Consider the following 22,790-nt stretch of genomic DNA (forward strand, 5'->3'; position numbering starts at 1 on the left):
TGTCTGCTCCCCTTCAGGCGGTGCGGGCCGTGGTCTGCGGCACCCGCGTGAACGGGCCCGCGGCGGGTCCGGCCGCACCCGCCGCGGGAACCGCGGGCGCGGTGAGAGCCGGGTCGATCGTCAGCAGGGATGCGCCGAGCGGCCGGGCCATCGCGCGCAGTGCGGCCTCGGAGAGCCGGATCCAGGGCTGGGCCGTACCGAGCGTGGCGGCCAGCCGCTCCGGACTGGTGAAACCGACGGCGGTACGGGCCCCCAGCGGGGTACGGAACAGCCGCACGAGGACGTGCGCTCCTCCCGGCCGGGCGGGCACGTACAGAGGCCCGGCCGGGCGCCGTTCCTCAGGCTCGGAGTCGGATTCTTCGTACTGGAACAGGCACATGGGGCCCTCCTCGGGAACCACGAATGGCGGGTGCCGTCCCCGGTGCGGGGATGCGGTCGGGACGTGCAACCGAAGCTATCCCCGCACCCGCGCCCCGGGTCCCGTCCCCTAACGGGACCCATACGGCCACCGGCCCACTTCATACGGATCACTGACGGCGGGCCCAGGGGGCCGTCACTGATGCGGGATGTCGATGCCGGCGGCCCGCAGGTTCGCCTCGACCAGGGTGTTCAACCGGGCGATGGACGGTGCCTGCTCCACCCGGTGGTGGTTGACCAGTCCGTACCGGGCGGAGGAGTTGGACTGGTTCCGCGATCCGGCCGGCATGACCAGCAGCGCGCGGTCGGCCAGGCCCGGTCGGGCAACAGGGCACGGTCGCCGTGCGCGAGCCGGTGCAGCGTGTCCCGGCGCGCGATCAGGTCCTCGACCTGTTCGGTGAGCCGGCGATGTACGTCGTCCAGGGCAGCGGCGAACCGCCCAGGATCGGCGTCGAGCAGGTCACCAACCTCAGCCAGCGGCACGCCGGCCGCAGCCAGGGTCCGGACCTGGACCAGCCGGAGGAGGTCGGCCGACCCGTAACGCCGGTAGCCGGAACCATCGCGTTCCGGCTCGGCGACCAGGCCGAGCCGATGGTAGTGCCGCACGGTCTTGATCGTGACGCCGACGAACGCCGCCGCCTGACCGATCGTGAGCCCCTGTGCCATCGGCTCAACGCACCTTCGGGTCATGGGTGGTTGCGGGCGCGCGAACTGCGTCGGCGACGGGAACCACCCTAACCAGGCTGCGGGGACGGGCCGCAGACGGGTCAGGGGGCGTCCCGAGAACGCCGCGGGGGGTCAGAGGTTGTCCCAGAACCGGCGCCAGAAGTTGGCGCGCACATCGCTGATCCAGTGCCCGGCGTCGCAGTGGAGCTTTGGCACCACCGGGAAGCGCTGGGGTACGGGGCGTCCGCACCACTGGCACGGCCTCGTGCGCTGCGCCGAAGGGCCCTGTGCACCTGCGGAGTTGGTCTCGGTCATGGTTCCAGTGAACAGGCGCCCGGCGCGCGGTGCCACGGTGCCCCTACTCAGTCTCCTTGCGCGTGATACTCACACCGCTCCGGAGCCGGACTACGGGGCGTCCAGTCGGGCCTTGCTGTGCGCGTAGAGAACGCGCTCGCACACGAGGCCCAGGCAGGGCGCCGGCTTGCCGTCCTCGAGGGCATCGGCGTTCACCGCCGGACCGTAGTGCTCGGAGACCGACCACAGCCGCTGCGCGCCGCGTTCGTAGTAGAGGTCCTCGGCGCCCGTGGCGGTCTTGATCGCACCGCCGTTGGACACCAGCACGCCGTTGCTCCACTTGTAGCGCCACAGGTTGCCCGGGGCGGTGTGCCCGGCGCTCTGGTTGACGTACAGGTTGTCGCCGATCGCCAGAGCGCCCTGGGCGCCGCCGTTCGCCATCGGCAGGTAATTGGCCCAGCCCTGGGCCGGCACCTCACCGGAGCGCTTCTCCAGGTCCTTGACGGGGAACGAGGCGATCCGGCCGGGCGACGGGTAGCCGCTCTCCGGACGGCAGTACTCGCCCATGATCAGCCGGTCCGGGGTCTTGCTGCGGTCGAGCGACACGTAGGACGCTTTCGGGGCGCCGGTGCTGACGCACTTGAACGAACCGGAGGGGTTGGCCTGGTCGGCCTTGAACTTCCAGGCCGCCACCTGCGGCATCACGTAGCGGTAGCCGAAGCTGTACCAGACGTTGTTCTGGCGGCCGACCTTGGTCTTGTCCTGGACGTCGGACGTGGTCTTCACCCCGTCGGTGTCCGCGCCCATCTCGTCACCGGCCTTGCCGTCCCCGTTGGGATCCAGGTCCATGATCTTCTCCATGTCGAAGATCCGGATGCCGTTGCGGGTGTCGGCGACGTAGAGGTAGTGGCCGTACCAGACCATGCCGCCGGCGTGCAGGCCGTTCTGCATGCCCACGTTCGGGTCCGGCTTCGTGGAACCCTCGGCGGAGTGCACTCCGTCGAAGGAGATGTGGTGGGAGTTGTTCTCGTACGCCCAGCCCAGCAGTACGTGACGGTACTTCACCGTCCCGTCGGCGCGGCGCTGGACGAAGGAGACGCGCACGCCCTTCTGGTTGCAGGCGTCGTTCGCCTCCAGCTCATCGGGGTTGCAGTCCCCGACCTCGTTGCCGTTGCTGTCGCGTCCAGGGTCCCAGTTGTCGTAGGACGCGTAGAGCTGGATGTCCGTGTCGTTGCCGACGCCGTACTGCTCGTCGGCCGCGGCGTCCGAGACGCCGGTCATGGCCTGCGGGATCCACTCGCGCGAGGTGGAGTCGTCGCTCTCCAGGCACCACTTGAGGGTCGGGGCGGGCGCCGTGCCGAACGGATCGCGGGTGCACGACGTGGTGTTGACGGTGCGGTTGGCATCGTCGAGGAGCTTCGAGACGCCCGACTTGGGCAGTACGCCGTCGAGGCGGGCGACGCGGCCGGCGGTCGTACTGTTCATCGCGCCGGCCTGCAGGGTGAAGTCGGCGGGATCGGCCTTGCCGCCGGGGCTGGTCCATGCCCGAGTCCCAACAGGCGGCGCCTCACCCGTGGTTGTCTGGGGATCCTGGTTCCACGATTCGGGCAGTGGGGGAGGGGTCTCCTCGGCGCCGGCCGGGGCCGACAGGCCGCCGAGGGCCAGCGCGACCGAGGTGGCGGCCGTCAGCCACGCCCTGCGTATGCGAATGCGTGACGGGCGCGGGGACGTGCGTGGGGACATGCGTATTGCCTCCGTTGGTTGCTGCTGCGACAGCTTCTCGAACGGAGGCTTTCAGGAGGCCTGCAAGAAAATCAAGGGTGATCGGTGGGTCAACCACGTACACCCGGACGGGATATGTGCCGATGTCCCGGAACCTCCGGTTCCGGGACGGTCGGCTGGGGGGCTATGGGGTGTCGTCGTGCTGGAGGGCGGTGTGGACGCCCGTGAAGACCACGGTGATGAGGCAGAGGGCGATGATCGTCTCGGCCCACAGGAAGGCGTACCAGTCCATCACGCAGCCGATCGGGGGTGCGCCGGGGGCGTTGTTGCGGAAGGCCGAGAGGGCGAACAGGGTGGCGGCCATCCAGCCGAGGGCGGCCCAGACCAGGCCCTCCCTGCGGGTCGTCACGTACCAGGCCCCTATGAGCACGGACCCTGCCAGCGCCCACATCACGATCATCATGAAGACCGTGAAGACGAGCAGGCTGCCCGATCGGGACAGCCCCAGCGCCACGCCCGCAGCCCCTTGCTCGGGCGGGGCGGGTGTCGCGGAGACGGAGAAGAGCGTGTCGTCGTTGGAGAAGAGGACCCGCACCGGCACCTGCTCCCCGTCCAGTTGGGCCCAGAACGCTATGTCCGTCTTGTAGGTGTCGAACGGGTAGTCGCTGATCGAGCCGTCCGTCAGAGCGACCTTCACGTCCCTGATCGTGATCCGCTCGTGCGCCGTGAACTCCAGGTCGCCGAGGGTCTGCGCGGAGGTCTGGAGGCTCAGATCGGCCACCGGGGCGGTCCCGGCCTCCTCGCCGAGGGTTCCGCGCGGGGTGACCCGGACCCGCAGTGCCAGCTCTCTGGCCGTGGCGTCGACGCGCTGGACGTCGGCCTCCACGTCCACCCGGTCGGCGGCCTGGGATCCGACCGTGCGGACCGTGTCGAGCGTCTGCCGCTCGGTGAACTGCAGCCACGACCCCAACGCCACCGCCATCAGGATCAGGACCGCGAGGGGAAGCAGGACCGGCAGGAGCGAAGCCCCGGATCGGGGTGGTCGGCGTGCGTCCCAGGTGGGGGTCATGGTGACTCCGACGAGGTGGGGAGCGGTCTCAGGGGAGCGGTTTCAGGGCGCGGTCTTGAACTCGGGTGCCTCAAGGCTCTTCAGGCATTCGGTCTTCGGCGCGTCCGGGTTCTCGAAGAAGGAGACGGCGATGTCCTGGGCGCACTTGGACGTGGCGATCACCACGTGCGGCTCGTAGGGGATCGTGACGACCTCGGCCTTGCTCAGCGTCCGGGCGACGTACGGGCCGTTGTCCGCCCCGGTCTGGGCGTCGAACGCACCCGACAGGGCGAGGGTGGGGATGTCACTGGTGGTGACGTCCCGGATCGAGCGTGCGGCCGCGGGGACGTTCCAGGCGTCGCAGTCGGGGTGGAGGAACGTGAGCAGCGGAGCCTGGGCCTGCACCGAGGCGGGGAAGGACGGGAACTCCTTCTGTCCGCCCTGGAGCGCCGCGTCCTTGCTCTCGAACGGCGTCCACTCGCTGCAGAAGATGCCGTAGGCGAGACCGTGCGACACCACGCCGATGCCCTTGGGGTTGGTCCTCCAGCCCGCCCACTGCTGGGCGATCCGCTGGGGGTCGCCGTTCGCCAGCTCGTCGATGGACAGGGGCACGGCCTCCGCCGTGTGGGTGGCCGAGGTCAGCCAGTTCACCAGGGTCCCGCCGTCGAGCACGACCTTCACCGGCTTGTCGCTGCCGGGGACGGTGACCGTGGTGGTGACCGGCTTGGCTTCGAGGTCGCTGACGAGCTTCTCGAACGTTCCGCGCAGGTTCGGATAGCGGTCGTTGCAGGCCGGCTGGTCCGCGCAGGCCTTGAACAGGCCGTCGATGCCCTGCCGGAAGCTGCTCCAGGTCGAGGCGGACCCGGACCGGGACGGCGGCAGGATGCCGTCGATGCCCACCGAGCGCAGACCCTCGGGGTGCAGTCGCATGGAGACCAGCGCCAGGTGGGTGCCGTACGAGATGCCGTACAGGTTCCACTGCTCGATGCCCAGCGCGGTGCGCAGGTCGGCGTAGTCGGCGGCGCTCTCGGTGTCGTTGTAGGCACTCAGGTCGATTCCGCGGGCCGCCAGCTTGTCGCGGCAGGCCTTCGTGGCCTCGACGTGCAGGCGTTCGGTGGACGGGGCGTCGTAGACGAGGCCGACCACGCGTGCGTTGAACTCGTCGACGTTGGGGCAGAGGAGTTCCGGGTCGGCCGAGTACGTACCGCGCTGGGACATGAGGATCACGTCGCGGTCGCGGTTCAGACCGCCGTCCACGGCCATCTTCGCCTCTCCCACGGCGTCGTCCCCGGGGCCGCCCGCGAGCCACACGATGGGGTCGGGTTTCGGTGTGTCCGCCACGGCGGGCACGATCGCGACACCGAGTCTGATCGTCTTGCCGGTGGGGCGAGCGCGGTTCTCGGGGACGGTGAGCGTTCCACAACGGGCCCCCTCCAGCTCCTCGATCGGGTCCGTCGTCCTCGGGCAGGGACCCGGTTCGAAGGCGGCGTCGCCCGCCGTACGGGCGACCGTGCCGATGGGCCCTCCGGGGCTGGTCTCGGTACGGGACTGTGCCTGGGCGGGGGCCGTGAGCAGGCCGGTGACGAGGAGGCCGGTCATCATGCCGGCCGATGTGGCCAGGAGTCGTCGTGGGGTGCGCAGACGACGGGGCGCTCGGTGGAAGGGCATCTGCACTCCCGGCTATTTCGGGATGATCGTGAACGGCTGGGGCTCGAGGTCGTCCACGCAGCTGGTGTCGGGCGCGGTCGGGCGAGCGAGGAACGAAGCGAGCACGCTTTGCGCGCAAGGCGACTGCGGGACCACCCAGTGGCCGATTCCGGGGACCAGAACGGAGGTCGAGCGCGACAGGTTGTCGGCCACGCCCTTCGCCCAGCTCGCCCCGGTCTTCACGTCGAACGTGCCGGAGACCACGAGCGCGGGCACCGAACTGGACGTGGGCACCCGCTGCACGGACGCGCGGTCCGCAACGTCCCAGACCCCGCACACCGGGTACTGGAAGGGCAGCTGCGGAGCCTGGGCCAGGACCGTGTCCGGCCACCCGGGGTAGGCCTTCTGTCCCGCCTTCAGCACGTCGGATTCCGAGTACCCCGGTGCCCACTCACTGCACGCGATCGAGTTCGTCAGGCCGTGCGCGAACTCGCCGACCTTCTGGACCGAACCGGCCGCGCGGGCCTGTGCGAAGCGCTCCGGGTTCCCCCGGGCGAGTTCGTCCAGCGCTGCGGGCATGTCCTTGGGCCGGGGGGTGAAGGCGACGATCAGGTTCAGCAGGGCGCCCCCGTCGAGGACGGTCTTGACGGGCTCCCCTCCGTCCTTCGGCGTGACGTTCAGCGTCAGGGGCCGCGCCTCCAGCTTGTTGACCTGTTCCGTCAGAAGTCGCGGCAGGTCCGGGTACCGGTCCTTGCAGGCGGGCTGGGCCGCGCACGCCTCGAAGATGTTGTGGATTCCCTCCGCGGTGCTGCCCCACGTCCACGGCAGGGTCACGAACTGGGAGGGCGCGACCGAGTCGATCGCCACTGCGCGGATCCCCTCGGGGTGCAGGCGCAGGTACGTGAGGGCCAGGTTGCTGCCGTACGAGTACCCGTAGACGTTCCACTCGGGGATGTCCAGCGCCTTGCGGAGGTCGGCGAAGTCGGCCGCGTTCTCCGTGCTGTTGTAGGCGCTCAGGTCGACGCCGTCGGCCACCAGACGGGCCCGGCAGTCCGTCACCGCCTTGAGCATGATCTGTTCTGCCTGCTGCGCGTCATAGCCCAGACCCACGGCCTGGGCGTTGAACCGGTCGACCTCCGGGCAGGCGAGGTTCGGCTGGTCGTAGAGGTTGCCGCGCTGGGCCATGACGATCAGCTCGCGGTCCTTGTTGAGGCCGGAGTCGACGAGGAAGGGGATGTCGTCGAAGGTGTCGGCACCGGGGCCGCCCGCCATGAAAACCACCGGGTCCGCTTCGGGCTGCGCGGAGGCGGCCGGAATGCGCGCGACGGCCAGCTTTATGGCGCGGCTGCCGGAGCCGGAGCGGTTCTCGGGGACCTCCAGGTAGCCGCACTGCGCGGTACTCAGCGCTTCGATCGGCTCGGGCGGTTTCGGACAGGCACCGGGCACGAACCGCGGGGCCACCGCGCCGGGCTGACCGGCGGGCTGGGATGTCCGTGGCGCGGCGCTGCCGGGTGTGGGGCCGAAGGCTGCCAGGCAGGCCAGAGCAGCTGCGGCGGTCACCGCGGGGAGGGTGTGCTTCGGCATGTGATCCCGTTCCTCTGCCGACATCGGCGGCGGCCCTTCCGGGGCCTGGCCGCGGGGTTTGGGCGGAACGCATCTCTTCCACGCTACGCCGGGGCACACGCGCGCGCACCCGCAGGCATGCGCGTCTTCGGGACGCCCGGTAGCGTTGATCGTGACCCGGTGACGGCCGTCTGCGACGGCGCCGCATCGCCGAACCCTTCGATCGCCCAGGCGATTCCGCGCGTAGACGGCCCGGCGGAAAGACGGTGGTGTCCATGAATCGGAAGGTGTCGTTGTGCGCGGTCGGGGGCGCCGTGGTCATGGTCGTACTGGCTGGTGCCGCAAGCCCGGCGCAGGCGCACGCGACCGGGGATGACCGCGAGAAGCGCAGTGCGGACGTGCTCCAGCAGCTGGTGCCCTCTCCCGAAGGCCCGGGCTGTGCGGCAGCAGTCGGCAAGCGGGGAAACGTCGTCTGGGAGGCGGGGCGGGGGAAGGCCGATCTGGAGAGCGGGCGCGCCATCACCTCGAAGACGGTCTTCGACATGGCCTCCAACTCCAAGCAATTCACCGCGGACGCGGTCCTCTTGCTGGCCGGGCGGGATCAACTCGCTTTGACCGACCCCCTGTCCGACTACTTCGCAGACCCGCCCGCCTGGATGAAGAACGTCACCCTGGGTGACCTGATGCGTCACACCAGCGGCATTGCCGACTACCAGGATCTGCTGGAGGACAAGGGCATCGCGCTGACGGATCCGGCCGGCCAGAAGGAAGCGATCGCGGCCGTCCTCGCCTCACAGCCGGAGGATCCGCCGGGCGAGCGCTTCTCCTACTCCAACTCCAACTACATCCTCCTGGCCCATGTCGTCGAACGGGTCACCGGCAAGCCGTTCCCGGCCTTCATCCAGCAGGAGTTCTTCACGCCGCTGAACCTGCGCATGACGCTGGCCCCGGCGGTGGACGTTCCCGGCAAGGCGAAGTCGTACGAAGAGAAGGACGGTTCCTTCACTCCCACTTCGTCTCCCTGGAAGCAGTACGGAGACGGGTCCGTCCAAAGCACCCCCGGGGAGTTCGTCCGCTGGGCCGACAATTACCGCACGGGTCGGATCGGTGGAACAGAACTGCTCGACGGGGTCACGGAGGGATCGGTGAGCGTGGGCGACGTGCTGCGCCAGCGCGGGATCGAAGAAGGCCGGTACGGGGCCGGAATCCTCGTTCTCCCCGACAAGAGCCTGGTACACCGAGGCGACTGGGAGGGGTTCCACAGCACCTTCAAGGTGAGTCCGGACCGTGACACCGCCGTCAGCGTCGTGTGCAACGTGGATTCGCCCGATCACTTCCGCGCGGCAAATCAGCTGCTGGACATCTGGACAGGGTGAGGTGCCGCCGACGTAGCGGGCGTCCACGTGGTCCGGATCGAGCCCTCGCCGCGATGCTGCGGCGCCACCGGATCAGATGAGCCCTGGGCCTGCCCTGCCCGGCCCGACGGGGCAGGGCAGGACAGGGCCCAGGGCAGGCAGGAGCGGGTCAGGGAGTGACGGGAACGTTCGTCAGGCGCCCGCCGGGTCACGAAGGCGCCCCGGTACTCCCCGGCCGCGAGCCGGCCCGGGCTACGGGACCCAGTGGTTGCCGGAGGCGGTGATCATGACCTGGAGCTGGATGCTCGCCGAGAAGTAGCTGCTGGTGTCGATCGGGGCGGCCAGCATCTTGTTCCACAGCGCGTCCAGCCAGGCCTGACTGCCCGGGTCGGTCATGGCCGCCAGTGCGAACGGGGCGAAGTACGCCGCCTCGCTCCCGGAGGAGATCTGCGTGCCGTCGAGCTTGTAGCCGATGGCGATCTTGTTCGGGTCACCGCCGGTCTTGGCCTTGATCCAGCTGTTGAGCTTGCGGGCCGAGGCCAGGGACTTGGCGTCTCCGCTGGTCACCGCGTCGTCCGCGATGCGCCACGGGGTCCGGCAGGCGTTCCACCAGTAGGCGCCGTCGTTCGGGTCCTCGAGAACCTGCCCGGGGGCGGGCCTGGGGGTGGTGTTGGTGTTGACGACGAAGTCGGGCAGGAGCCCGGTGTTCGGCGCGTAGGAGCCCTGCAGGCCGGTGATCTGGTTCTGGTGCGCCGTGCGGACGGTGTCCCAGGCCGCGTCGCCGGTCGCGGTCCGGAAGGCCCGGAAGTGGTCGACCATCCAGTCCGAGGTGCGGGAGATGTAGTAGTACTGGTCCCCGGAGCTGCTCCAGTCGCCCAGCTTCAGCAGGTTGGTGGACGGGTTGAGCTCGTCCTTCTTGATCGCGTTGATGTGCTTGATCGCGAGCGCCTTGTAGTTGTACGTGCCCGTGCTGCCCCACTGCTTGTCGGCGAGCAGCAGCCCGTACGCGACGTCCATGTCGCCGTCGGTCGCGCCGTCACCGCCGTTGACGCTCCGGCAGGCGGTGTCCTGCTCCGCGGCGAGCAGGTCCGGGTTGATCGCCGAAGGGTGGTCGATCATCCACTTGGTCAGACCGTCGAAGATCTTCTTCGCATCCGGGTCGGCACCGGCCATCGTCGCGGCTATCACCATGCCGTACCCCTGCGCCTCGGCCACGTAGGGGTGGTCGGCGTCGGGGGAGATGACCTGGTACCAGCCGTTGCCGCAGTTCTGGCGGACGAAGGCGGACTTCCAATTGGTGTAGTAGTCGATGGTCTTCTGGTCCAGAGTGCCCTGGGCTCCGGTCGGCTTCAGCGTGCCGGAGGCGTAGGGGCGGGTGTGGCTGCCGAACGGGACCGCCGGACCGGAGCCGCTCGCGGGCTGGGTGGTGACGCTGAGCGCGTTGCTCGCCGCGGAGGCGTTGCCCGCCGCGTCCCGCGCCTTGACCGTGTAGCCGTAGCCGGTGGAGGCCGTGAGGCCGGTGTCCGTGTACGTGGTCCCGGTCGCCACTGCGACGCGCGTGGTTCCCCGGTACACGTCGTAGCCGGTGACGCCGACGTTGTCGGTGGCGGCGTTCCAGGCGAGCGAGACGCTGTTCGCGGTGATGGCCGTCGAGCGCAGGCTGCCCGGGACGCTGGGCGGGGTGGTGTCGGAGCCGCCGGAGACGGGGGAGCCGTAGACCTCGAACTCCCAGAGGGAGTAGCCGTACGCGGTGCCGCGCGCGGTGCCGTGCATGCGGACGTAGCGTCCGGTTCCGGTGACGGTCAGGTCGTCGGTCGCGCCGTTGCCGGTGCTGGTGGAGTAGACGTCGGTCCAGCTCGTCCCGTCGTTCGAGGTCTGGATCTTGTACGTCTTCCCGTACGCGGCCTCCCAGTTGAGCTTCACCCGGCTGATGGTGTGGGCCGCTCCGAGGTCGATGCGGATCCACTGCGGGTCCACGCCCTCGGCGCTGGCCCAGCGGGTCGCGGCGTTGGCGTCCACGGCCTTGCCCGCCTCGAAGCCGCTCGCCTCGACCGAGGACGCGGTCGCGGGCTTTCCGGTCGACACCAGCACCGGGGCGGCCTCGGCCGCGCCGGCGGCGGTGGCAGAGGCGGAGATGCTGGTTCCGGCCGCCGTCGCGGCCGGAACGACGAGGCCGGTGAGGCCCGCCATGGCGGCGACGGCGGCGAGGCCCGCCAGCGGGCGGTGCCAGCGGGGGCGGTGGCGGTCTCTGTGTGTGGAGCGTTGCTGAAGTGCTCGTGACATCGGGCGTCCTCGGGTGAGTGTGGCGCGAGTGGGGGGAGCGGTCGGCTCGGAGCATCGATCAATCGTTAGGAAAAGTTCCTAACCATTGGCCGGGAGAGTAGAAACGGAACAGGGTTTCGCGCAAGACCCCGGGCCTGATTCATCAGCGCGATGTGCATCCACAGATGCGTCCGAAGGTCCCTGCGGGGGTGGCCGGTTCGGGGTGGAGCGTGCGACGCCCGGCCCCCGGACGCGGTGGCGTTCACGCCGGATTCACCTTGACCGGCAAGGCTCGGCACCATGGCCCTCAGTAGACGAGCACTGCTGGCACAGGCGACCGCGGCGGCCACCATCGCCGCCACCCCCTCCGTCGCGACCGCGGACACGGCCGCGGGCACGGAGCCGACGACCACCCCGACCACCACCCCCAACACCCCCACCACCACAACGACTTTGCGCGGCACGATCCCGCCCGGCGCCCCGGACTTCGTGTACGTTGCCCTGGACATCCCTCCGGGCATACGCGAGTTGCGCGTCTCCTACCGCTACGACAAACCGCCCACCCCGCCCGGTACCCCGGGCAACGCCCTCGACATAGGGCTGTTCGACCAGCGCGGCACCGCGCTCGGCGGCCGCGGCTTCCGCGGGTGGTCCGGAGGCGCCCGCAGCGAGTTCTTCCTCCGCGCCGACGAGGCCACCCCCGGCTACCTGCCCGGCCCGTTGGAGCCCGGCCGCTGGCACATCGCGCTCGGCCCCTACACCGTGGCCCCCCAGGGCATGCCGTACGAGATCGACGTTGCCCTCACCTACGGCGAACCGGCGGCCCCCGCACCCGTGGCCTACCCTCCCGAGCGCATACCCGGCCGCGGCCGGGCCTGGTACCGCGGGGACTGCCACGTGCACTCCGTGCACTCCGACGGCCGCCGCACCCCGGCCGAGATCACCGGCCTGGCCCGGGCCGCGGGCCTGGACTTCGTCAACACCTCCGAACACAACACCCACAGCTCCCACACCGCCTGGGCGGGCGCCGCCGGCCAGGGCCTGCTCGTCCTGGCCGGGGAGGAGGTCACCACCCGCACCGGCCACGTCCTTGCCGTCGGCACCGATCCGGGTACGTTCGTCGACTGGCGCTACCGCTCCCGCGACGGCCGCTTCGAGCGCTTCGCCCGCACCGTCCGGCAGGCCGGCGGACTCGTCGTACCCGCCCACCCGCACGCCACCTGCATCGGTTGCGCCTGGAAGTTCGGCTTCGGCCAGGCCGACGCCGTGGAAGTGTGGAACGGCGCCTGGACCCCCGACGACGAGGTCTCCCTGGCCTCCTGGGACGCCACCCTGCGCGGCGCTCACGGCGACCGCTGGTTGCCCGCGCTGGCGCACAGCGACTACCACCGCGAGCCGGACCGCCTGGGCGGACCCCAGACCGTGGTCCTGGCCGATGATCTTTCGCGTACGGCGATCCTGGCGGGCCTGCGCGCCGGCCGTGCCTACGCCGCGGAATCCTCCGCCGTCTCCGTCGACTTCACCGCTGTCGGCCCGCGCGGCGCCCACGCGGGCACAGGGGAGCGCTTGCGGTCCGCCGACCCGGGCGCGGAGGTCCTCGTACGGCTGTCGGTGACCGGGGCCGAGGGGTGTGACCTGCGGCTGGTCACGGACCAGGGGCTGGTCTTCACCGCCCCGGGGGCGACCTCCCTGGAGTGGCGCACGACGCCCGCGCGGGCCGCGTACGTCCGCGCGGAGGTCCGCCACCCGGCGCAGGCGCCACCGCTGCCCGGCGCGCCCGCGGCCTTCACCAATCCGATCTGGCTGGACGCCTGATCAGGACTCGGCGTACGTCTCGGACGGCTGCGCCGTGCCGTCGGCCGCGGGGCGGCCGGGTTCAGGCGGCGTGGACCTGGAACCAGACCCACTTGCCCCGGTCGCCGACGGTGGCCACGCCCCAAGTACCGGCCACCGCATCAAGAAGATCCAGCCCTCGTGGGAAGCGGGCCCGTTGGTGCGCCTCTACGCGATGACCTCGGGCCGGGCGCGGCCCGTCGGCGGCGAGCCGCTGGACCTGATGATCGTCGTCCACGGTAGGCCGCACCCGGGACCGGTCACGCCGCTCTCGCCCGAAGAGAGGCGGATCCACCGACTCTGCGTGCCACGTCCACGTCCGGTGGCCGACATCGCCTCCGACGCGGGCCTGCCGCTCGTCGTCGTGCGGGTCCTGCTCGGCAACCTGCTCGAGGCCGGACTGGTCCGGGTCAGCCCGCCCGTTCCCGCCGCCCAACTCCCCGACCCGGGAATCCTCAGGAGAGTGATCGATGGACTCCGCGCCCTCTGACATCCCCTTCCTCGCGCTGAGGATCCTGGTGGCCGGCGGATTGGGGGCCGGCAAGACCACCCTGATCGGCTCGGTCAGCGAGATCCGGCCGCTGAGCACCGAGGAGGACCTGACCGAGGCGGGCCGGCCGACGGACAGCCTCGACGGCGTCGCCGGGAAGCGCACCACCACGGTCGCCCTGGACTTCGGCCGCATCACGGTCGCCGACGACCTGGCGCTCTACCTCTTCGGTACACCCGGACAGGACCGCTTCTGGTTCCTCTGGGAGGAACTCGCGCGGGGCGCGCTGGGCGCGGTGGTCCTCGCGGACACCCGGCGACTGGAGGACTGCTTCCCCGCCGTCGACTACTTCGAGCGCTGCGGCCTGCCCTTCGTCGTCGCCGTCAACTGCTTCGACGATGCCCGCGACTACAGCGCGCGGGAGCGGGAGTCGGGCAAGGAAGTCCTCATCAGCCTGGTCGAGCCGGCCCGGTTGACGGCGCCGACCTGTGCCGAGTCTGCGGGCTTCCTTAAGGGACCTTGAAGAACGCCTCCGGCCCGCCATTTTCGCTGGTCATCGGCCTACGCTCAGGGACCCGTCCTTCCTTCTCGCCGAGAGGTGCCACAGGCATGAGCCGCAGCCGAACCCCCGGAGCCCCGTCCCGCGTCGAGGCGCGACGGAAGAAGACGGTGCGCACGCGCATCGTGCTGTCCCTCACGACGGCGGCCGCGGCGGTGGCGGTCGGGGTCGCGGTGGCCGCCCCCGACGACGGTGGCCGTGCGACCGGGCCGAACTCCCGGGCGGCGGGCTCCGGTAGCGAAGAGGCCGCGGCAACCCCCACGCCCGCCGCCCCCACGCTCTCCGCCGCCGCCGCCGCTTCCGCGTCGGGCGCGCTGCCGTCCGCGACGCCCTCCTCCGCCGCCACCGGATCCGCCGCTCCCACGAAGTCGGCGGCGAGCCGCCCGGCCCCCGCGGCATCGACCCCGGCCGTCAAGCCGCCCAAGCCCCCCACCCGTACGCCCGCCGCGACCACCGGTGGCGGTTCCGGCGGTTCCGGCGGTTCCGGCGGTTCCGGCAGTTCCGGCGGTTCGGGTGGCACCGGTGGTTCCGGTGGCTCCTCCGGTGCGTCCGGCGTGGAGTCCGCGGTCCTGTCCCTGGTCAACAAGGAGCGGTCCGCTGCCGGTTGCGGCGCGCTGAGCGCGAACGCCAAGCTGAGCGCCGCGGCGCGGGCGTACAGCGACACCATGGCCCGCAGCGGTGTCATGTCCCATACCGGGCCCGACGGTTCCACCATGACCAGCCGCGTGGAAGCCGCCGGATACGGCTGGTCCAGCCTGGGCGAGAACATAGCCCGCGGTCAGGCGGACGCCGCCGCGGTCATGAAAGCGTGGATGAACAGCCCCGGCCACAAGGCCAACATCCTCAACTGCGGGTTCCGGGAGATCGGCATAGGTTTCCACAAGGGCGACGGCGGGCCCTGGTGGACCCAGAACTTCGGAACCCCGAGGTAGCGCCGAAGCAGGGACTCCCACCCCGCCCCACCCCACCCTTCCCGCCCTCCCCCCCACAGCTTTCACCTGCCGTGCACACCCCCCGTCTCCCCGCGGGGCCCGGCACACGTCCTCCGGCCCGAACACGGGTCAGGAGGACGTGTGCGTTCCGGGCCGGATCGGGGTCCGGCCGGGGTGCGGGCCGGACGGCCGCGTTCTTACGGGGGAGGCGGTGACGCGCGGGCCGGCGGGTCGGTCACTATGGGGCCGTGCCCCGAATTCCGCGCTACTTGCTCATATGGCTGTCGTGCACCGCCGCCAGCGTGACCGCCGTGCTCGCCACGGTGCAGTTCGTGGTCGGTTCGACCAGGCATACGCCTCCCGTCGCGCGGTCCGCCCCCATGGTCGTCGACACCCCGCCGGCCTGGCAGGCGGCGCAGGGCCAGTCCGCGAGCCCGCAGGTCCCGAGCGCCACCCCCGGTGCTTCGCCCTCCGCGACCGGGCGGACGTCACCCCCGGCCTCGACGCCCACGTCCCCGAAGGCCACCACGGGAACGCCGCGACCGCCGGCACCCAAACCACGCGTCGACTGCGACGAGGGCGGCCCGGGCCTGCACACCGTCCCCTCGGAGGGCGGCAAGGTCACCGTGCGCTACGGCAGCCGCGGCGTGTGCCTGATCTCCGCGGTGCCCAGCCGGGGCTACAAGGCCGCCACCTCGCAGACCGCGGACCACACCCTGACCGTCACGTTCTCCAGCTCGGACCACCGTTCGGTCATCACGGCGACGATCACCCCGTCGGCGAGGGCCAGCGTGCGCGAGACGTCCTTCTGACCGGTCCGCGCCGCTCGACCCCCTCATCCCCTTTTACGGGTTTCGCACCCTTGTGCACGCTCATCGCCCGAGCTTCATGAAGCGGAAGGTGAGCTGTTCCTTAGGGGAACCTCAAGATCGCGCTCACCCCGTTCCAGCGGCCCCCAGCGGTCCTATGCTCGCGTCAGTCGAGCGGCCTTCGGCGCCCGGGCACGGCTGCCCGGGCAACTCCGTCCAGCCGCCGCGCCACCGAGCCGTCACGCCACCGGATCCACCGGATCCACCGGATCACCGATCCGGAAGGCGTCTCGCGCTTCCCGTCCTCCGAACCGTGCCTTGGGGTGTCTTCGCCATGACTTCTCGCATACTCCGACCCGTCCGTGCAGCCCGCCGCACGACGCGCCCGCGCTCCGCCCTGGTGACCGCGGCCGTGCTCGCCGCCGGGCTGACCGCGGCGTGCGGCCCGTCCACCCAGCCCACCGGCGCCGCCGCCCCGGCGACGGCCGGGCAGTCGTCGCAGACCCTCTCGGCCACGACGGAGTCCGCCTCCGCGTCCGCAGAGGCGTCCCCGTCGGCGTCCGCCACGCCGTCACCCTCGGCATCGGTCTCCGCGTCGGCCAAGGCCTCGGCCGGCGCCTCGCCCACCCCCTCGCGCGCACAGCCCGCCAAGCCCGCCCCCAAGCCGTCCCGCACCTCCGCCGCGCCCGCCCCGGCGGCCCGGATCCCCGGCCCCGGCTACGACAGTTCGGCCGACGCGCAGAAGCTGATCGACGCGGCGCTGCGCGCGGCCAAGGCCGACGGGCGCATGGTGCTGCTCGACTTCGGCGCCAACTGGTGCGGCAACTGCAAGGCCGCCGACAAGGTGTTCGCCCAGCCGAAGACGGCATCGATCCTCGGAGCCTCGTACCACCTGGTCAAGGTGGACATCGGTGGCAACAGCTCCGCCAACTCCGCCCTCCTGCGCAAGTACAGCCCCTCCGGCGGGACGTACAAGATGCCCGTCCTGGTCGTGGTCTCGCCGTCCGGCACCGTGCGCACCGACACGCACGTCACCGGCAATCCCGCCCTGACCTCGGACGGCATCGGCTCCTTCCTCCGCAAGTGGGCGTCATGAGACGTGCGGTCCCACGCACCACCGCCCTGGCCGGCGCCGGCCTCGCGGTGGCGCTCGCCGGATGCGTCTACGCCGCTGCGGGCGCCGCCTCCGACGGAGGTGACGGCAGCGACGGCGGGGGGCCGCCCGGCTCCGGGAGCGCCGCCGTCAGGCCCATGTCCGCGGCCGCGGTCGTCGATGCGGGCGCCCGGCCGCAGGCGCCCGCGCTGGCGGGCGCGGACCTGGACGGAAAGCCGGTCGGCCTCGCCGGGTTCCGGGGCCAGGTCGTCGTCCTCAACGTCTGGGGATCGTGGTGCGGGCCCTGCCGCGCGGAGGCCGACGACCTGGAGCGGCTCAGCGGGGAGACCCGTACGCAGGGAGTCCGGTTCCTCGGGATCAACACCCGCGACCGGGACCGTGCGGCGGCGCAGTCCTTCGTCCGCGCGCACGGCCTGGGATTCCCCAGCCTCCACGACCCCGCCGGCGAGCTCCTGCTCCGCTTTCCGCCCGCGCTCCTCAACCCGCAGACCATCCCCTCGACGCTGGTGATCGACCGCCGCGGCCGGATCGCCGTCAGCATCGGGGGAGCGGTCACCGACGAGGAACTGAGGCCCCTGCTCACCCGCGTCGCGCAGGAGGCGTCATGACGGCGCTCACCGGCGTGACGGCGCTGACCGGCATGGCCACGGTCGCGGAGATGGTGGCGCTCGCCCCCGCGGACGCCGCCCCCTCCCTCCTCCACGGGACGCCGGCCGTCGCCGCCCCCGTGGCGTTCTTCGCGGGACTCGTCTCCTTCCTCTCGCCGTGCGTACTGCCGCTCGTGCCGGGCTACCTGAGCTACGTGACCAGCCTGTCGGTGTCCGACCTCGCGGACGCCCGCGGCGGGCAGCGCGGCCGCATGGCGGCGGGCGCGCTGCTCTTCGTCCTGGGCTTCACGGCCGTACTGGTCTCCGGAGGCGCCCTGTTCGGGTACGCCGGACGCAGCCTGCTGGCCCACCAGGAGGTGGTCACCCGGGTGCTCGGCGTCTTCACCGTGCTGATGGGACTGTCCTTCATGGGGTTCCTGCCGGGCTTCACCCAGCGGGAGTTCCGCAGCCACCGGCGGCCCGTGCTCGGTCTGGCGGGCGCGCCGCTGCTGGGGGCGGTGTTCGCGGTCGGATGGACCCCGTGCATCGGCCCGACGCTGGCCGCCGTGCAGGCGCTCGCCTGGAGCGAGGCGAGCGCGGCCCGCGGAGCGCTGCTGATGGCGGCCTACTGCCTCGGGCTGGGCCTCCCGTTCATCCTCGCCGCCCTGGCCTTCCGCCGGGCCCTGGGCGCCTTCGGCCTGGTCAAACGGCACTACCAGTGGGTCCTGCGGACCGGCGGCGGCATGCTCGTGCTCGTCGGCGTCCTGCTGGCCACGGGCGTGTGGAACGACCTGGTGTACCGGCTCCAGTTGTGGAGCGCGGCGTACACCACGGCCGTCTAGCGCCGGGCCCGGCCCTTCCGCCGCCCTTGCCCTTCCCTCAGCCCCTCTTGCCCTCCCTCGCCCCTCCCTTCCCCCTTCCCTGACGAAAGCACGGCCATGAACGTGTCCCCGTACGCGCACCACTCCCGCAAGGCCCGCCTCGCGGCCGCCCTGCTCTCCCTGACGGCGCTCACGGCCTGCGGCGAGCAGCCCGCGAAGACCGGCTCCGCGCCCACGACGAGCTTCACCGAGAACGGGGTCACCGTCACCCTCTCGGTCTCGGACTGGCAGCCGCCGCGGGCCACCCTGACCGCGGTGTTCACCCCCGAGGAGAAGGGGTTCCACCTCTACAGCACCGAGCTGCCCGCCACCGGAATCGAGGGCGTGGGCCGGCCGACCTCGATGGACGTCACCGGCGTCCTGCGGGCGGACGGGAAGCTGAAGGCCGCGGCGGACGTACGGACGATCAGCGTGCCCGGCGTCGACGCCCCGGTCCCCGTCTACCCGGACGGACCCGTCACCACCACACTGGCCGTGCGCCTGGAGGGCAAGGGCAAGGGCAAGGGCAACGGGGACGGGAACGCCGGCGGCGACGCGACCGTCCTGCTCGGGTACGCGAGCTGCAGCTCCGAGGAGGGCTGCACCATTCCGGTCTCCGACCGCCCCGTCCACCTGCACGTCACAGACGAGGGCCCGGCCTTCGCGGACCGATAGGAACGAACGTTCACTTAAGGTGTGCCCATGCCGAGCGTCCTGGTCGTCGAAGACGACCCCAGCATCCGCCAGTCACTGATCGAAGTCCTGGCGGAGCACGGGTATGCCGTACGCAGCGCGGGCGACGGGTTCGGTGCCCTGCGCGAGGTCACCCAGTCGCCCTTCGACGCGGTGGTCCTGGACCTGGGACTGCCCGATCTGGACGGAGGAGACGCATTGCGCATGATCCGGGGCATCTCCTCCGTTCCGGTGCTGGTGGCCACCGCACGCGACGACGAGGCGGAAATCATCCGGCTCCTCAACGCGGGCGCCGACGACTACCTGGTCAAGCCCTTCTCCGGGGGACAGCTCATCGCCCGCCTCTCCGCCGTCCTGCGGCGCACCAGCCACCTGCCGCCCGTGCGCGCCGCGCACGGGGTCGGGGGGCCGCGCCCGGCAGCGGCGGCCGAACCGCTGCGCCCCACCACCGTGGGCGAGCTGGCGGTGGATCCCGGCGCCCGTACCGCACACCTGTCCGGCCGCGAGCTCCGGCTCACCCGGCGCGAGTTCGACCTCCTGGCCTTCCTCGCCCACCACACCGGCCAGGTCGTCTCCAAACGCCGGCTGCTGACCGAGGTCTGGCGCGAGCCGTACGTGGACGACCAGACCGTCGACGTGCACCTGTCCTCGCTGCGACGCAAGCTCGGCGAACGCGCGGCCGCCCCGCGCTACCTGCTGACCGTCCGCGGCGTCGGCATCAAGCTGGTGGCGCCGCGGTGAGACGCTCCCTGGCCGGAGTGGCGCTCGCCGTCACGTCCATGGTCGCCCTCTCCTTCCTCATACCGCTGGCCGCCCTGGTGATGTCGCTCGTCAAGGAGCAGAGCGTCACCGCCGCCGAGCAGCGGGCCGCCGCCCTGGCCCCCGTACTGACACTGACCACGGATCCGTCCGCCCTGCGGGAGTCCGCCGCCAGCCTGGACGCGGCCGAGTACGTGGTCGTCCACCTGCCTGACGCCCCCGTCCTCGGCACGTCCCGGGCCCCCGCGGCGCTGCTCGAACGGGCCGAGCAGGGCCGCGAGTCCATATCCGAGCGGATTCCCGGCGGCTGGATCTGCCTGCAGCCGGTGGTACTGCCCGGCGACCAGGTCGCCGTCATCGAGAACTTCGTCCCCGAACGGGAGCTGACCCGCGGGGTCACGGCCTCCTGGGCGGTCATGCTCCTCCTCGCCGTCGGACTGGTCGGCGGCTCCGTACTGGTCGCCGACCGCCTCGGAGCGAAGGTCGTCCGGTCCTCCAAGAGGCTCTCCCACGCCTCCCAGGCCCTGGGTCAGGGCAATCTGGACGCCCGTGTGGACCCCATGGGCCCACGGGAACTGCGCGACGCGGGCATCGCCTTCAACACCATGGCCCACCGCATGACCGAACTGCTCGCCGTCGAACGCGAACTGGTCGCCGACCTGTCCCACCGGCTGCGCACCCCGCTGACGGCCCTGCACCTGGCGACGGAACGCATGGCCGGCTCACCGGAGTCGGCCAGGGTAGAGGCCGCCGTGTGCGCACTGGAGACGGAACTCCGGGCCATCATCACCGCGGCCCGCACCCCGCTCGCCGTGGGCCCGATGGGGCAGGGCATGCTCGGCCCGGAAACCGGCACGGAAGCCGGTACGGAACACCAGGCCGCGCGCCCCGGACCGGCCGGACCCCGCTGTGAGGCGGCGGACGTCGTACGCGGCCGGACCGCCTTCTGGGCCGTCCTGGCGGAGCAGCAGAACCGCCCCTGCTCCCTCGACCTCACCCAGGAGCCGGCGGCCGTCGGCCTCTGCGAGGACGACGTGGCAGCCGTGGTGGACGCGCTCATCGGCAACGTCTTCCGGCACACCCCGCCCGGGACCCCGTTCGCCGTGCGCGTCGCCCGCACCGCCCAGGCCGTGGAACTGGTCGTGGAGGACGACGGTCCGGGCATCCCCGAACCGGACCAGGCCCTCTCCCGCGGAAGCAGCACCGGCTCCTCGGGGCTGGGCCTCGACATCGCCCGCAGGGCCGGCTCCGTCACGGGCGGCTCGGTGCGCATCTCCCGCGGCCCCCGCGGAGGCGCACGGATCACCGTGGTCTTCGGCCTGGCGGCACCCCTGCCGTCCCGGCGCGGGCCGCGCGCCTCCCGGCGGCGTACGGGCTGGCCGCGCGGCCGGTGAAGCCCCGCGGCGGCCCGCGGGTGAAGCGCCGCGACGGCCCACAGGCGAAGCCCCGCGGCGCACCGCGCCGTCAGACCGCCGGGACCCCCGGCGCGACCTCGGGGAAGACGGGGGCGATCCCGAGGGCCGGCGCGATCGCCCGCCAGATCGTCGACTGGGCCGTGGCGATGTCGATCCGGGGATCCTCCAGCATCAGCCGGTTGCCTAGCCCGTCGCACAGGGCCAGCACCAGCGTGCCGACCTCGGCGACGTCGCACTCGGTGAACTCGCCCGAAGCGATGCCCCGTTCCACGACTCCGGCGACCCAGGCGTGCAGCTGGTCGTACAGGTCGACGGCGAGGTCCCGGGCCGTGCCGTCGCGCAGGGCCCGCACCCACAGCTCCTGCCAGAGCTTCCAGTCCTGGCGCAGCTCGGCGTCCGTGGGCAGCATGCTCCGTACGATCCGGGCCAGGACGGCGGCCGCCGGAAGCGAATCGTCCTCGCTGCCGGTGTCCGTACCGGTCTTGGCGAAGGAGTGCGTCATCGCCTCGGCGAAGAGCTTCTCGCGGGTGTCGAAGTGGTAGTGCAGCAGGGCCTTCGAGACACCGGCGGCCTCGGCCACCTTGCGCATGCTGACGTGCTCGAAACCGATGTCGGCGATCACTTCGCACGCGGCCGTCAGGATCCGCTCACGCGTTTCTAGTGCCCGCTCGGCCTTGGTCACGTGGGCTGCTCCCCGTGTCGGCACCCGTCGGATGGGGTGCGTGGGTGGGTGGAAGGGCCCCGGCGGCCCCGCCCGCCGGACCCCCATCCTCGCGCATGGGGCCTGCGGGCCGCGGTCGTCGGGGCACCGCGGTCAGGAATAGGTGTGGAAACCCCGGCCGGTCTTGCGGCCGAGCAGGCCCGCGTCCACCATCCGCGCCAGCAGGGGCGGCGGTGCGTAGAGCGGCTCCCGGTACTCCGCGTACATCGACCGGGCGATCGCCTGGACGGTGTCCAGTCCGATGAGGTCGGCCAGGGCCAGCGGCCCGAGCGGGTGGGCGCAACCCAAGGTCATGCCCCGGTCGATGTCCTCGGCCGACGCGGTCCGCGACGCGGCCATCCGCACGGCGGCGAGCAGGTACGGGACGAGGAGCGCGTTCACCACGAACCCGGCGCGGTCCTCGGCGTGGACCACCTGCTTGCCCAGCACGCCGGAGGCGAACTCCCGCGCGCGCCGGACGGTTTCCGCGGAGGTGAGCAGGGAGGGCACCAGCTCGACCAGGGGCAGCACCGGGACGGGATTGAAGAAGTGGAGGCCGACGACCTGCTCCGGCCGGGACGTGGCCGCCGCCAGCCGGATCACCGGGATGGAGGAGGTGTTCGTCGCGAGGACCGCGTCCCTGCGCCCGACAGCCCGGTCGATCCGGGCGAAGACCTCCAGCTTCGCCCGCTCGTCCTCGGCCACCGCCTCGACGACGAGGTCCCGGTCGGCCATCCGGTCCATGTCCGTGGTCATCGCGATCCGGCCCACAGCGGCGTCGCGTTCGGCGCCGGTCAGCTTTCCGGAGGCCGTGGCGCGGGCCAGGGAGCGGGCGATCCGCTCCCGGCCGGCGTCCGCGGCACCGCGGCTCGTCTCCACCACCACCACGTCCAGCCCGGCGCGGGCACAGACCTCGGCGATGCCGGATCCCATCAGGCCGCACCCCACGATCCCGACGCGTTCGACATCGGTCATCGGCTCTCCCTCTTCGGACTCGGACTCGGATTCGGGTTGGGACTCGGACGGTTCTCGTATCGACGGATGCGGCGGCGGTCCGGGCCGCGG

Annotated in this window: 22 protein-coding genes and 1 pseudogene; 12 read left to right on the top strand and 11 right to left on the bottom strand. The window is 71.8% G+C overall.

Annotated elements, in window-relative coordinates; genetic code table 11:
- Positions 1–13: 13 nt before the first annotated feature.
- The 8 genes and pseudogenes from ACFWBW_RS03790 to ACFWBW_RS03825 form a co-directional block, all read right to left on the bottom strand.
- Entirely contained in the window at positions 14–379 is a 366-nt protein-coding gene (locus ACFWBW_RS03790; RefSeq protein ID WP_385368030.1) for an SAV_915 family protein, read from the bottom strand.
- A 174-nt stretch (positions 380–553) separates the two neighbouring features.
- On the bottom strand, positions 554–706 hold the full coding sequence (locus ACFWBW_RS03795) for a hypothetical protein (RefSeq protein WP_385368084.1): 153 nt from the start codon (positions 704–706) through the stop codon (positions 554–556).
- Positions 707–924: 218 nt separating this feature from the next.
- Positions 925–1,107 (bottom strand): annotated as a pseudogene (locus ACFWBW_RS03800) (MerR family transcriptional regulator); the annotation flags it as partial.
- A 108-nt stretch (positions 1,108–1,215) separates the two neighbouring features.
- Positions 1,216–1,398 carry a hypothetical protein gene (locus tag ACFWBW_RS03805; protein ID WP_385368032.1) on the bottom strand — a complete coding sequence of 61 codons (183 nt, stop codon included), beginning with the start codon at positions 1,396–1,398 and terminating at the stop codon, positions 1,216–1,218.
- A 90-nt stretch (positions 1,399–1,488) separates the two neighbouring features.
- Positions 1,489–3,120 carry a hypothetical protein gene (locus ACFWBW_RS03810; protein WP_385368034.1) on the bottom strand — a complete coding sequence of 544 codons (1,632 nt, stop codon included), beginning with the start codon at positions 3,118–3,120 and terminating at the stop codon, positions 1,489–1,491.
- A 163-nt stretch (positions 3,121–3,283) separates the two neighbouring features.
- Complete coding sequence (locus ACFWBW_RS03815; RefSeq protein ID WP_385368036.1) at positions 3,284–4,168, bottom strand: DUF4436 family protein; 885 nt, start codon at positions 4,166–4,168, stop codon at positions 3,284–3,286.
- Positions 4,169–4,210: 42 nt separating this feature from the next.
- Positions 4,211–5,815, bottom strand: coding sequence for an alpha/beta fold hydrolase (locus tag ACFWBW_RS03820; RefSeq protein ID WP_385368038.1), 1,605 nt, complete (start codon positions 5,813–5,815; stop codon positions 4,211–4,213).
- Between the two features lie 12 nt (positions 5,816–5,827).
- Positions 5,828–7,378 carry an alpha/beta hydrolase gene (locus tag ACFWBW_RS03825; RefSeq protein ID WP_385368040.1) on the bottom strand — a complete coding sequence of 517 codons (1,551 nt, stop codon included), beginning with the start codon at positions 7,376–7,378 and terminating at the stop codon, positions 5,828–5,830.
- 254 nt (positions 7,379–7,632) lie between these two features.
- Between ACFWBW_RS03825 and ACFWBW_RS03830 the strand changes: the two genes are divergently transcribed.
- Positions 7,633–8,733, top strand: coding sequence for a serine hydrolase domain-containing protein (locus ACFWBW_RS03830; protein ID WP_385368042.1), 1,101 nt, complete (start codon positions 7,633–7,635; stop codon positions 8,731–8,733).
- Between the two features lie 231 nt (positions 8,734–8,964).
- On the opposite strand, the gene ACFWBW_RS03835 is transcribed toward ACFWBW_RS03830, so the two are convergent.
- On the bottom strand, positions 8,965–10,995 hold the full coding sequence (locus ACFWBW_RS03835) for a glycosyl hydrolase family 8 (RefSeq protein WP_385368044.1): 2,031 nt from the start codon (positions 10,993–10,995) through the stop codon (positions 8,965–8,967).
- 279 nt (positions 10,996–11,274) lie between these two features.
- Between ACFWBW_RS03835 and ACFWBW_RS03840 the strand changes: the two genes are divergently transcribed.
- The 11 genes from ACFWBW_RS03840 to ACFWBW_RS03890 all read left to right on the top strand — a co-directional run bounded on the left by ACFWBW_RS03840 (position 11,275) and on the right by ACFWBW_RS03890 (position 21,004).
- Positions 11,275–12,789 (top strand): CehA/McbA family metallohydrolase, encoded by a 1,515-nt coding sequence (locus ACFWBW_RS03840; RefSeq protein ID WP_385368046.1) that lies wholly within the window; start codon positions 11,275–11,277, stop codon positions 12,787–12,789.
- 70 nt (positions 12,790–12,859) lie between these two features.
- Positions 12,860–13,297 (top strand): DUF742 domain-containing protein, encoded by a 438-nt coding sequence (locus ACFWBW_RS03845; RefSeq protein WP_385368048.1) that lies wholly within the window; start codon positions 12,860–12,862, stop codon positions 13,295–13,297.
- Positions 13,278–13,820 carry an ATP/GTP-binding protein gene (locus ACFWBW_RS03850; protein ID WP_385368049.1) on the top strand — a complete coding sequence of 181 codons (543 nt, stop codon included), beginning with the start codon at positions 13,278–13,280 and terminating at the stop codon, positions 13,818–13,820. The genes ACFWBW_RS03845 and ACFWBW_RS03850 overlap by 20 nt, the downstream gene beginning before the upstream one ends.
- 86 nt (positions 13,821–13,906) lie before the next feature.
- Entirely contained in the window at positions 13,907–14,788 is an 882-nt protein-coding gene (locus ACFWBW_RS03855; RefSeq protein ID WP_385368051.1) for a CAP domain-containing protein, read from the top strand.
- Positions 14,789–15,036: 248 nt separating this feature from the next.
- Positions 15,037–15,600 carry a hypothetical protein gene (locus ACFWBW_RS03860; protein WP_385368052.1) on the top strand — a complete coding sequence of 188 codons (564 nt, stop codon included), beginning with the start codon at positions 15,037–15,039 and terminating at the stop codon, positions 15,598–15,600.
- 331 nt (positions 15,601–15,931) lie between these two features.
- Positions 15,932–16,693, top strand: a complete 762-nt coding sequence (locus ACFWBW_RS03865; protein ID WP_385368054.1) for a thioredoxin family protein — start codon at positions 15,932–15,934, stop codon at positions 16,691–16,693.
- Positions 16,690–17,319, top strand: a complete 630-nt coding sequence (locus tag ACFWBW_RS03870; protein WP_385368056.1) for a TlpA disulfide reductase family protein — start codon at positions 16,690–16,692, stop codon at positions 17,317–17,319. The genes ACFWBW_RS03865 and ACFWBW_RS03870 overlap by 4 nt, the downstream gene beginning before the upstream one ends.
- Positions 17,320–17,369: 50 nt before the next feature.
- Positions 17,370–18,140, top strand: coding sequence for a cytochrome c biogenesis CcdA family protein (locus ACFWBW_RS03875; protein WP_385368082.1), 771 nt, complete (start codon positions 17,370–17,372; stop codon positions 18,138–18,140).
- A 96-nt stretch (positions 18,141–18,236) separates the two neighbouring features.
- Entirely contained in the window at positions 18,237–18,833 is a 597-nt protein-coding gene (locus ACFWBW_RS03880; RefSeq protein ID WP_385368058.1) for a hypothetical protein, read from the top strand.
- 27 nt (positions 18,834–18,860) lie between these two features.
- Positions 18,861–19,592, top strand: a complete 732-nt coding sequence (locus ACFWBW_RS03885; protein ID WP_385368060.1) for a response regulator transcription factor — start codon at positions 18,861–18,863, stop codon at positions 19,590–19,592.
- Positions 19,589–21,004 carry an ATP-binding protein gene (locus tag ACFWBW_RS03890; RefSeq protein ID WP_385368062.1) on the top strand — a complete coding sequence of 472 codons (1,416 nt, stop codon included), beginning with the start codon at positions 19,589–19,591 and terminating at the stop codon, positions 21,002–21,004. The genes ACFWBW_RS03885 and ACFWBW_RS03890 overlap by 4 nt, the downstream gene beginning before the upstream one ends.
- Positions 21,005–21,074: 70 nt before the next feature.
- Here ACFWBW_RS03890 and ACFWBW_RS03895 read toward each other — a convergent pair whose 3' ends face one another.
- Positions 21,075–21,707: a TetR/AcrR family transcriptional regulator gene (locus tag ACFWBW_RS03895; RefSeq protein WP_385368064.1), complete on the bottom strand. Its 633-nt coding sequence runs from the start codon at positions 21,705–21,707 to the stop codon at positions 21,075–21,077.
- Positions 21,708–21,839: 132 nt separating this feature from the next.
- Positions 21,840–22,700, bottom strand: coding sequence for a 3-hydroxybutyryl-CoA dehydrogenase (locus tag ACFWBW_RS03900; RefSeq protein ID WP_385368066.1), 861 nt, complete (start codon positions 22,698–22,700; stop codon positions 21,840–21,842).
- Positions 22,701–22,790: the final 90 nt, after the last annotated feature.

It is taken from the genome of Streptomyces sp. NPDC059957, assembly GCF_042730015.1.
In the GTDB taxonomy this organism is placed as follows: domain Bacteria; phylum Actinomycetota; class Actinomycetes; order Streptomycetales; family Streptomycetaceae; genus Streptomyces.

Bases quoted from the DNA above. Each gene is read 5' to 3' on its own strand.
- ACFWBW_RS03850 (WP_385368049.1), top strand. From the start codon at position 13,278: ATGGACTCCGCGCCCTCTGACATCCCCTTCCTCGCGCTGAGGATCCTG.
- ACFWBW_RS03900 (WP_385368066.1), bottom strand. From the start codon at position 22,700: ATGACCGATGTCGAACGCGTCGGGATCGTGGGGTGCGGCCTGATGGGA.
- ACFWBW_RS03820 (WP_385368038.1), bottom strand. From the start codon at position 5,815: ATGCCCTTCCACCGAGCGCCCCGTCGTCTGCGCACCCCACGACGACTC.
- ACFWBW_RS03815 (WP_385368036.1), bottom strand. From the start codon at position 4,168: ATGACCCCCACCTGGGACGCACGCCGACCACCCCGATCCGGGGCTTCG.
- ACFWBW_RS03885 (WP_385368060.1), top strand. From the start codon at position 18,861: ATGCCGAGCGTCCTGGTCGTCGAAGACGACCCCAGCATCCGCCAGTCA.
- ACFWBW_RS03880 (WP_385368058.1), top strand. From the start codon at position 18,237: ATGAACGTGTCCCCGTACGCGCACCACTCCCGCAAGGCCCGCCTCGCG.
- ACFWBW_RS03825 (WP_385368040.1), bottom strand. From the start codon at position 7,378: ATGCCGAAGCACACCCTCCCCGCGGTGACCGCCGCAGCTGCTCTGGCC.
- ACFWBW_RS03795 (WP_385368084.1), bottom strand. From the start codon at position 706: ATGCCGGCCGGATCGCGGAACCAGTCCAACTCCTCCGCCCGGTACGGA.
- ACFWBW_RS03790 (WP_385368030.1), bottom strand. From the start codon at position 379: ATGTGCCTGTTCCAGTACGAAGAATCCGACTCCGAGCCTGAGGAACGG.
- ACFWBW_RS03865 (WP_385368054.1), top strand. From the start codon at position 15,932: ATGACTTCTCGCATACTCCGACCCGTCCGTGCAGCCCGCCGCACGACG.
- ACFWBW_RS03855 (WP_385368051.1), top strand. From the start codon at position 13,907: ATGAGCCGCAGCCGAACCCCCGGAGCCCCGTCCCGCGTCGAGGCGCGA.
- ACFWBW_RS03810 (WP_385368034.1), bottom strand. From the start codon at position 3,120: ATGTCCCCACGCACGTCCCCGCGCCCGTCACGCATTCGCATACGCAGG.
- ACFWBW_RS03830 (WP_385368042.1), top strand. From the start codon at position 7,633: ATGAATCGGAAGGTGTCGTTGTGCGCGGTCGGGGGCGCCGTGGTCATG.
- ACFWBW_RS03840 (WP_385368046.1), top strand. From the start codon at position 11,275: ATGGCCCTCAGTAGACGAGCACTGCTGGCACAGGCGACCGCGGCGGCC.
- ACFWBW_RS03835 (WP_385368044.1), bottom strand. From the start codon at position 10,995: ATGTCACGAGCACTTCAGCAACGCTCCACACACAGAGACCGCCACCGC.
- ACFWBW_RS03805 (WP_385368032.1), bottom strand. From the start codon at position 1,398: ATGACCGAGACCAACTCCGCAGGTGCACAGGGCCCTTCGGCGCAGCGC.
- ACFWBW_RS03875 (WP_385368082.1), top strand. From the start codon at position 17,370: ATGGTGGCGCTCGCCCCCGCGGACGCCGCCCCCTCCCTCCTCCACGGG.
- ACFWBW_RS03870 (WP_385368056.1), top strand. From the start codon at position 16,690: ATGAGACGTGCGGTCCCACGCACCACCGCCCTGGCCGGCGCCGGCCTC.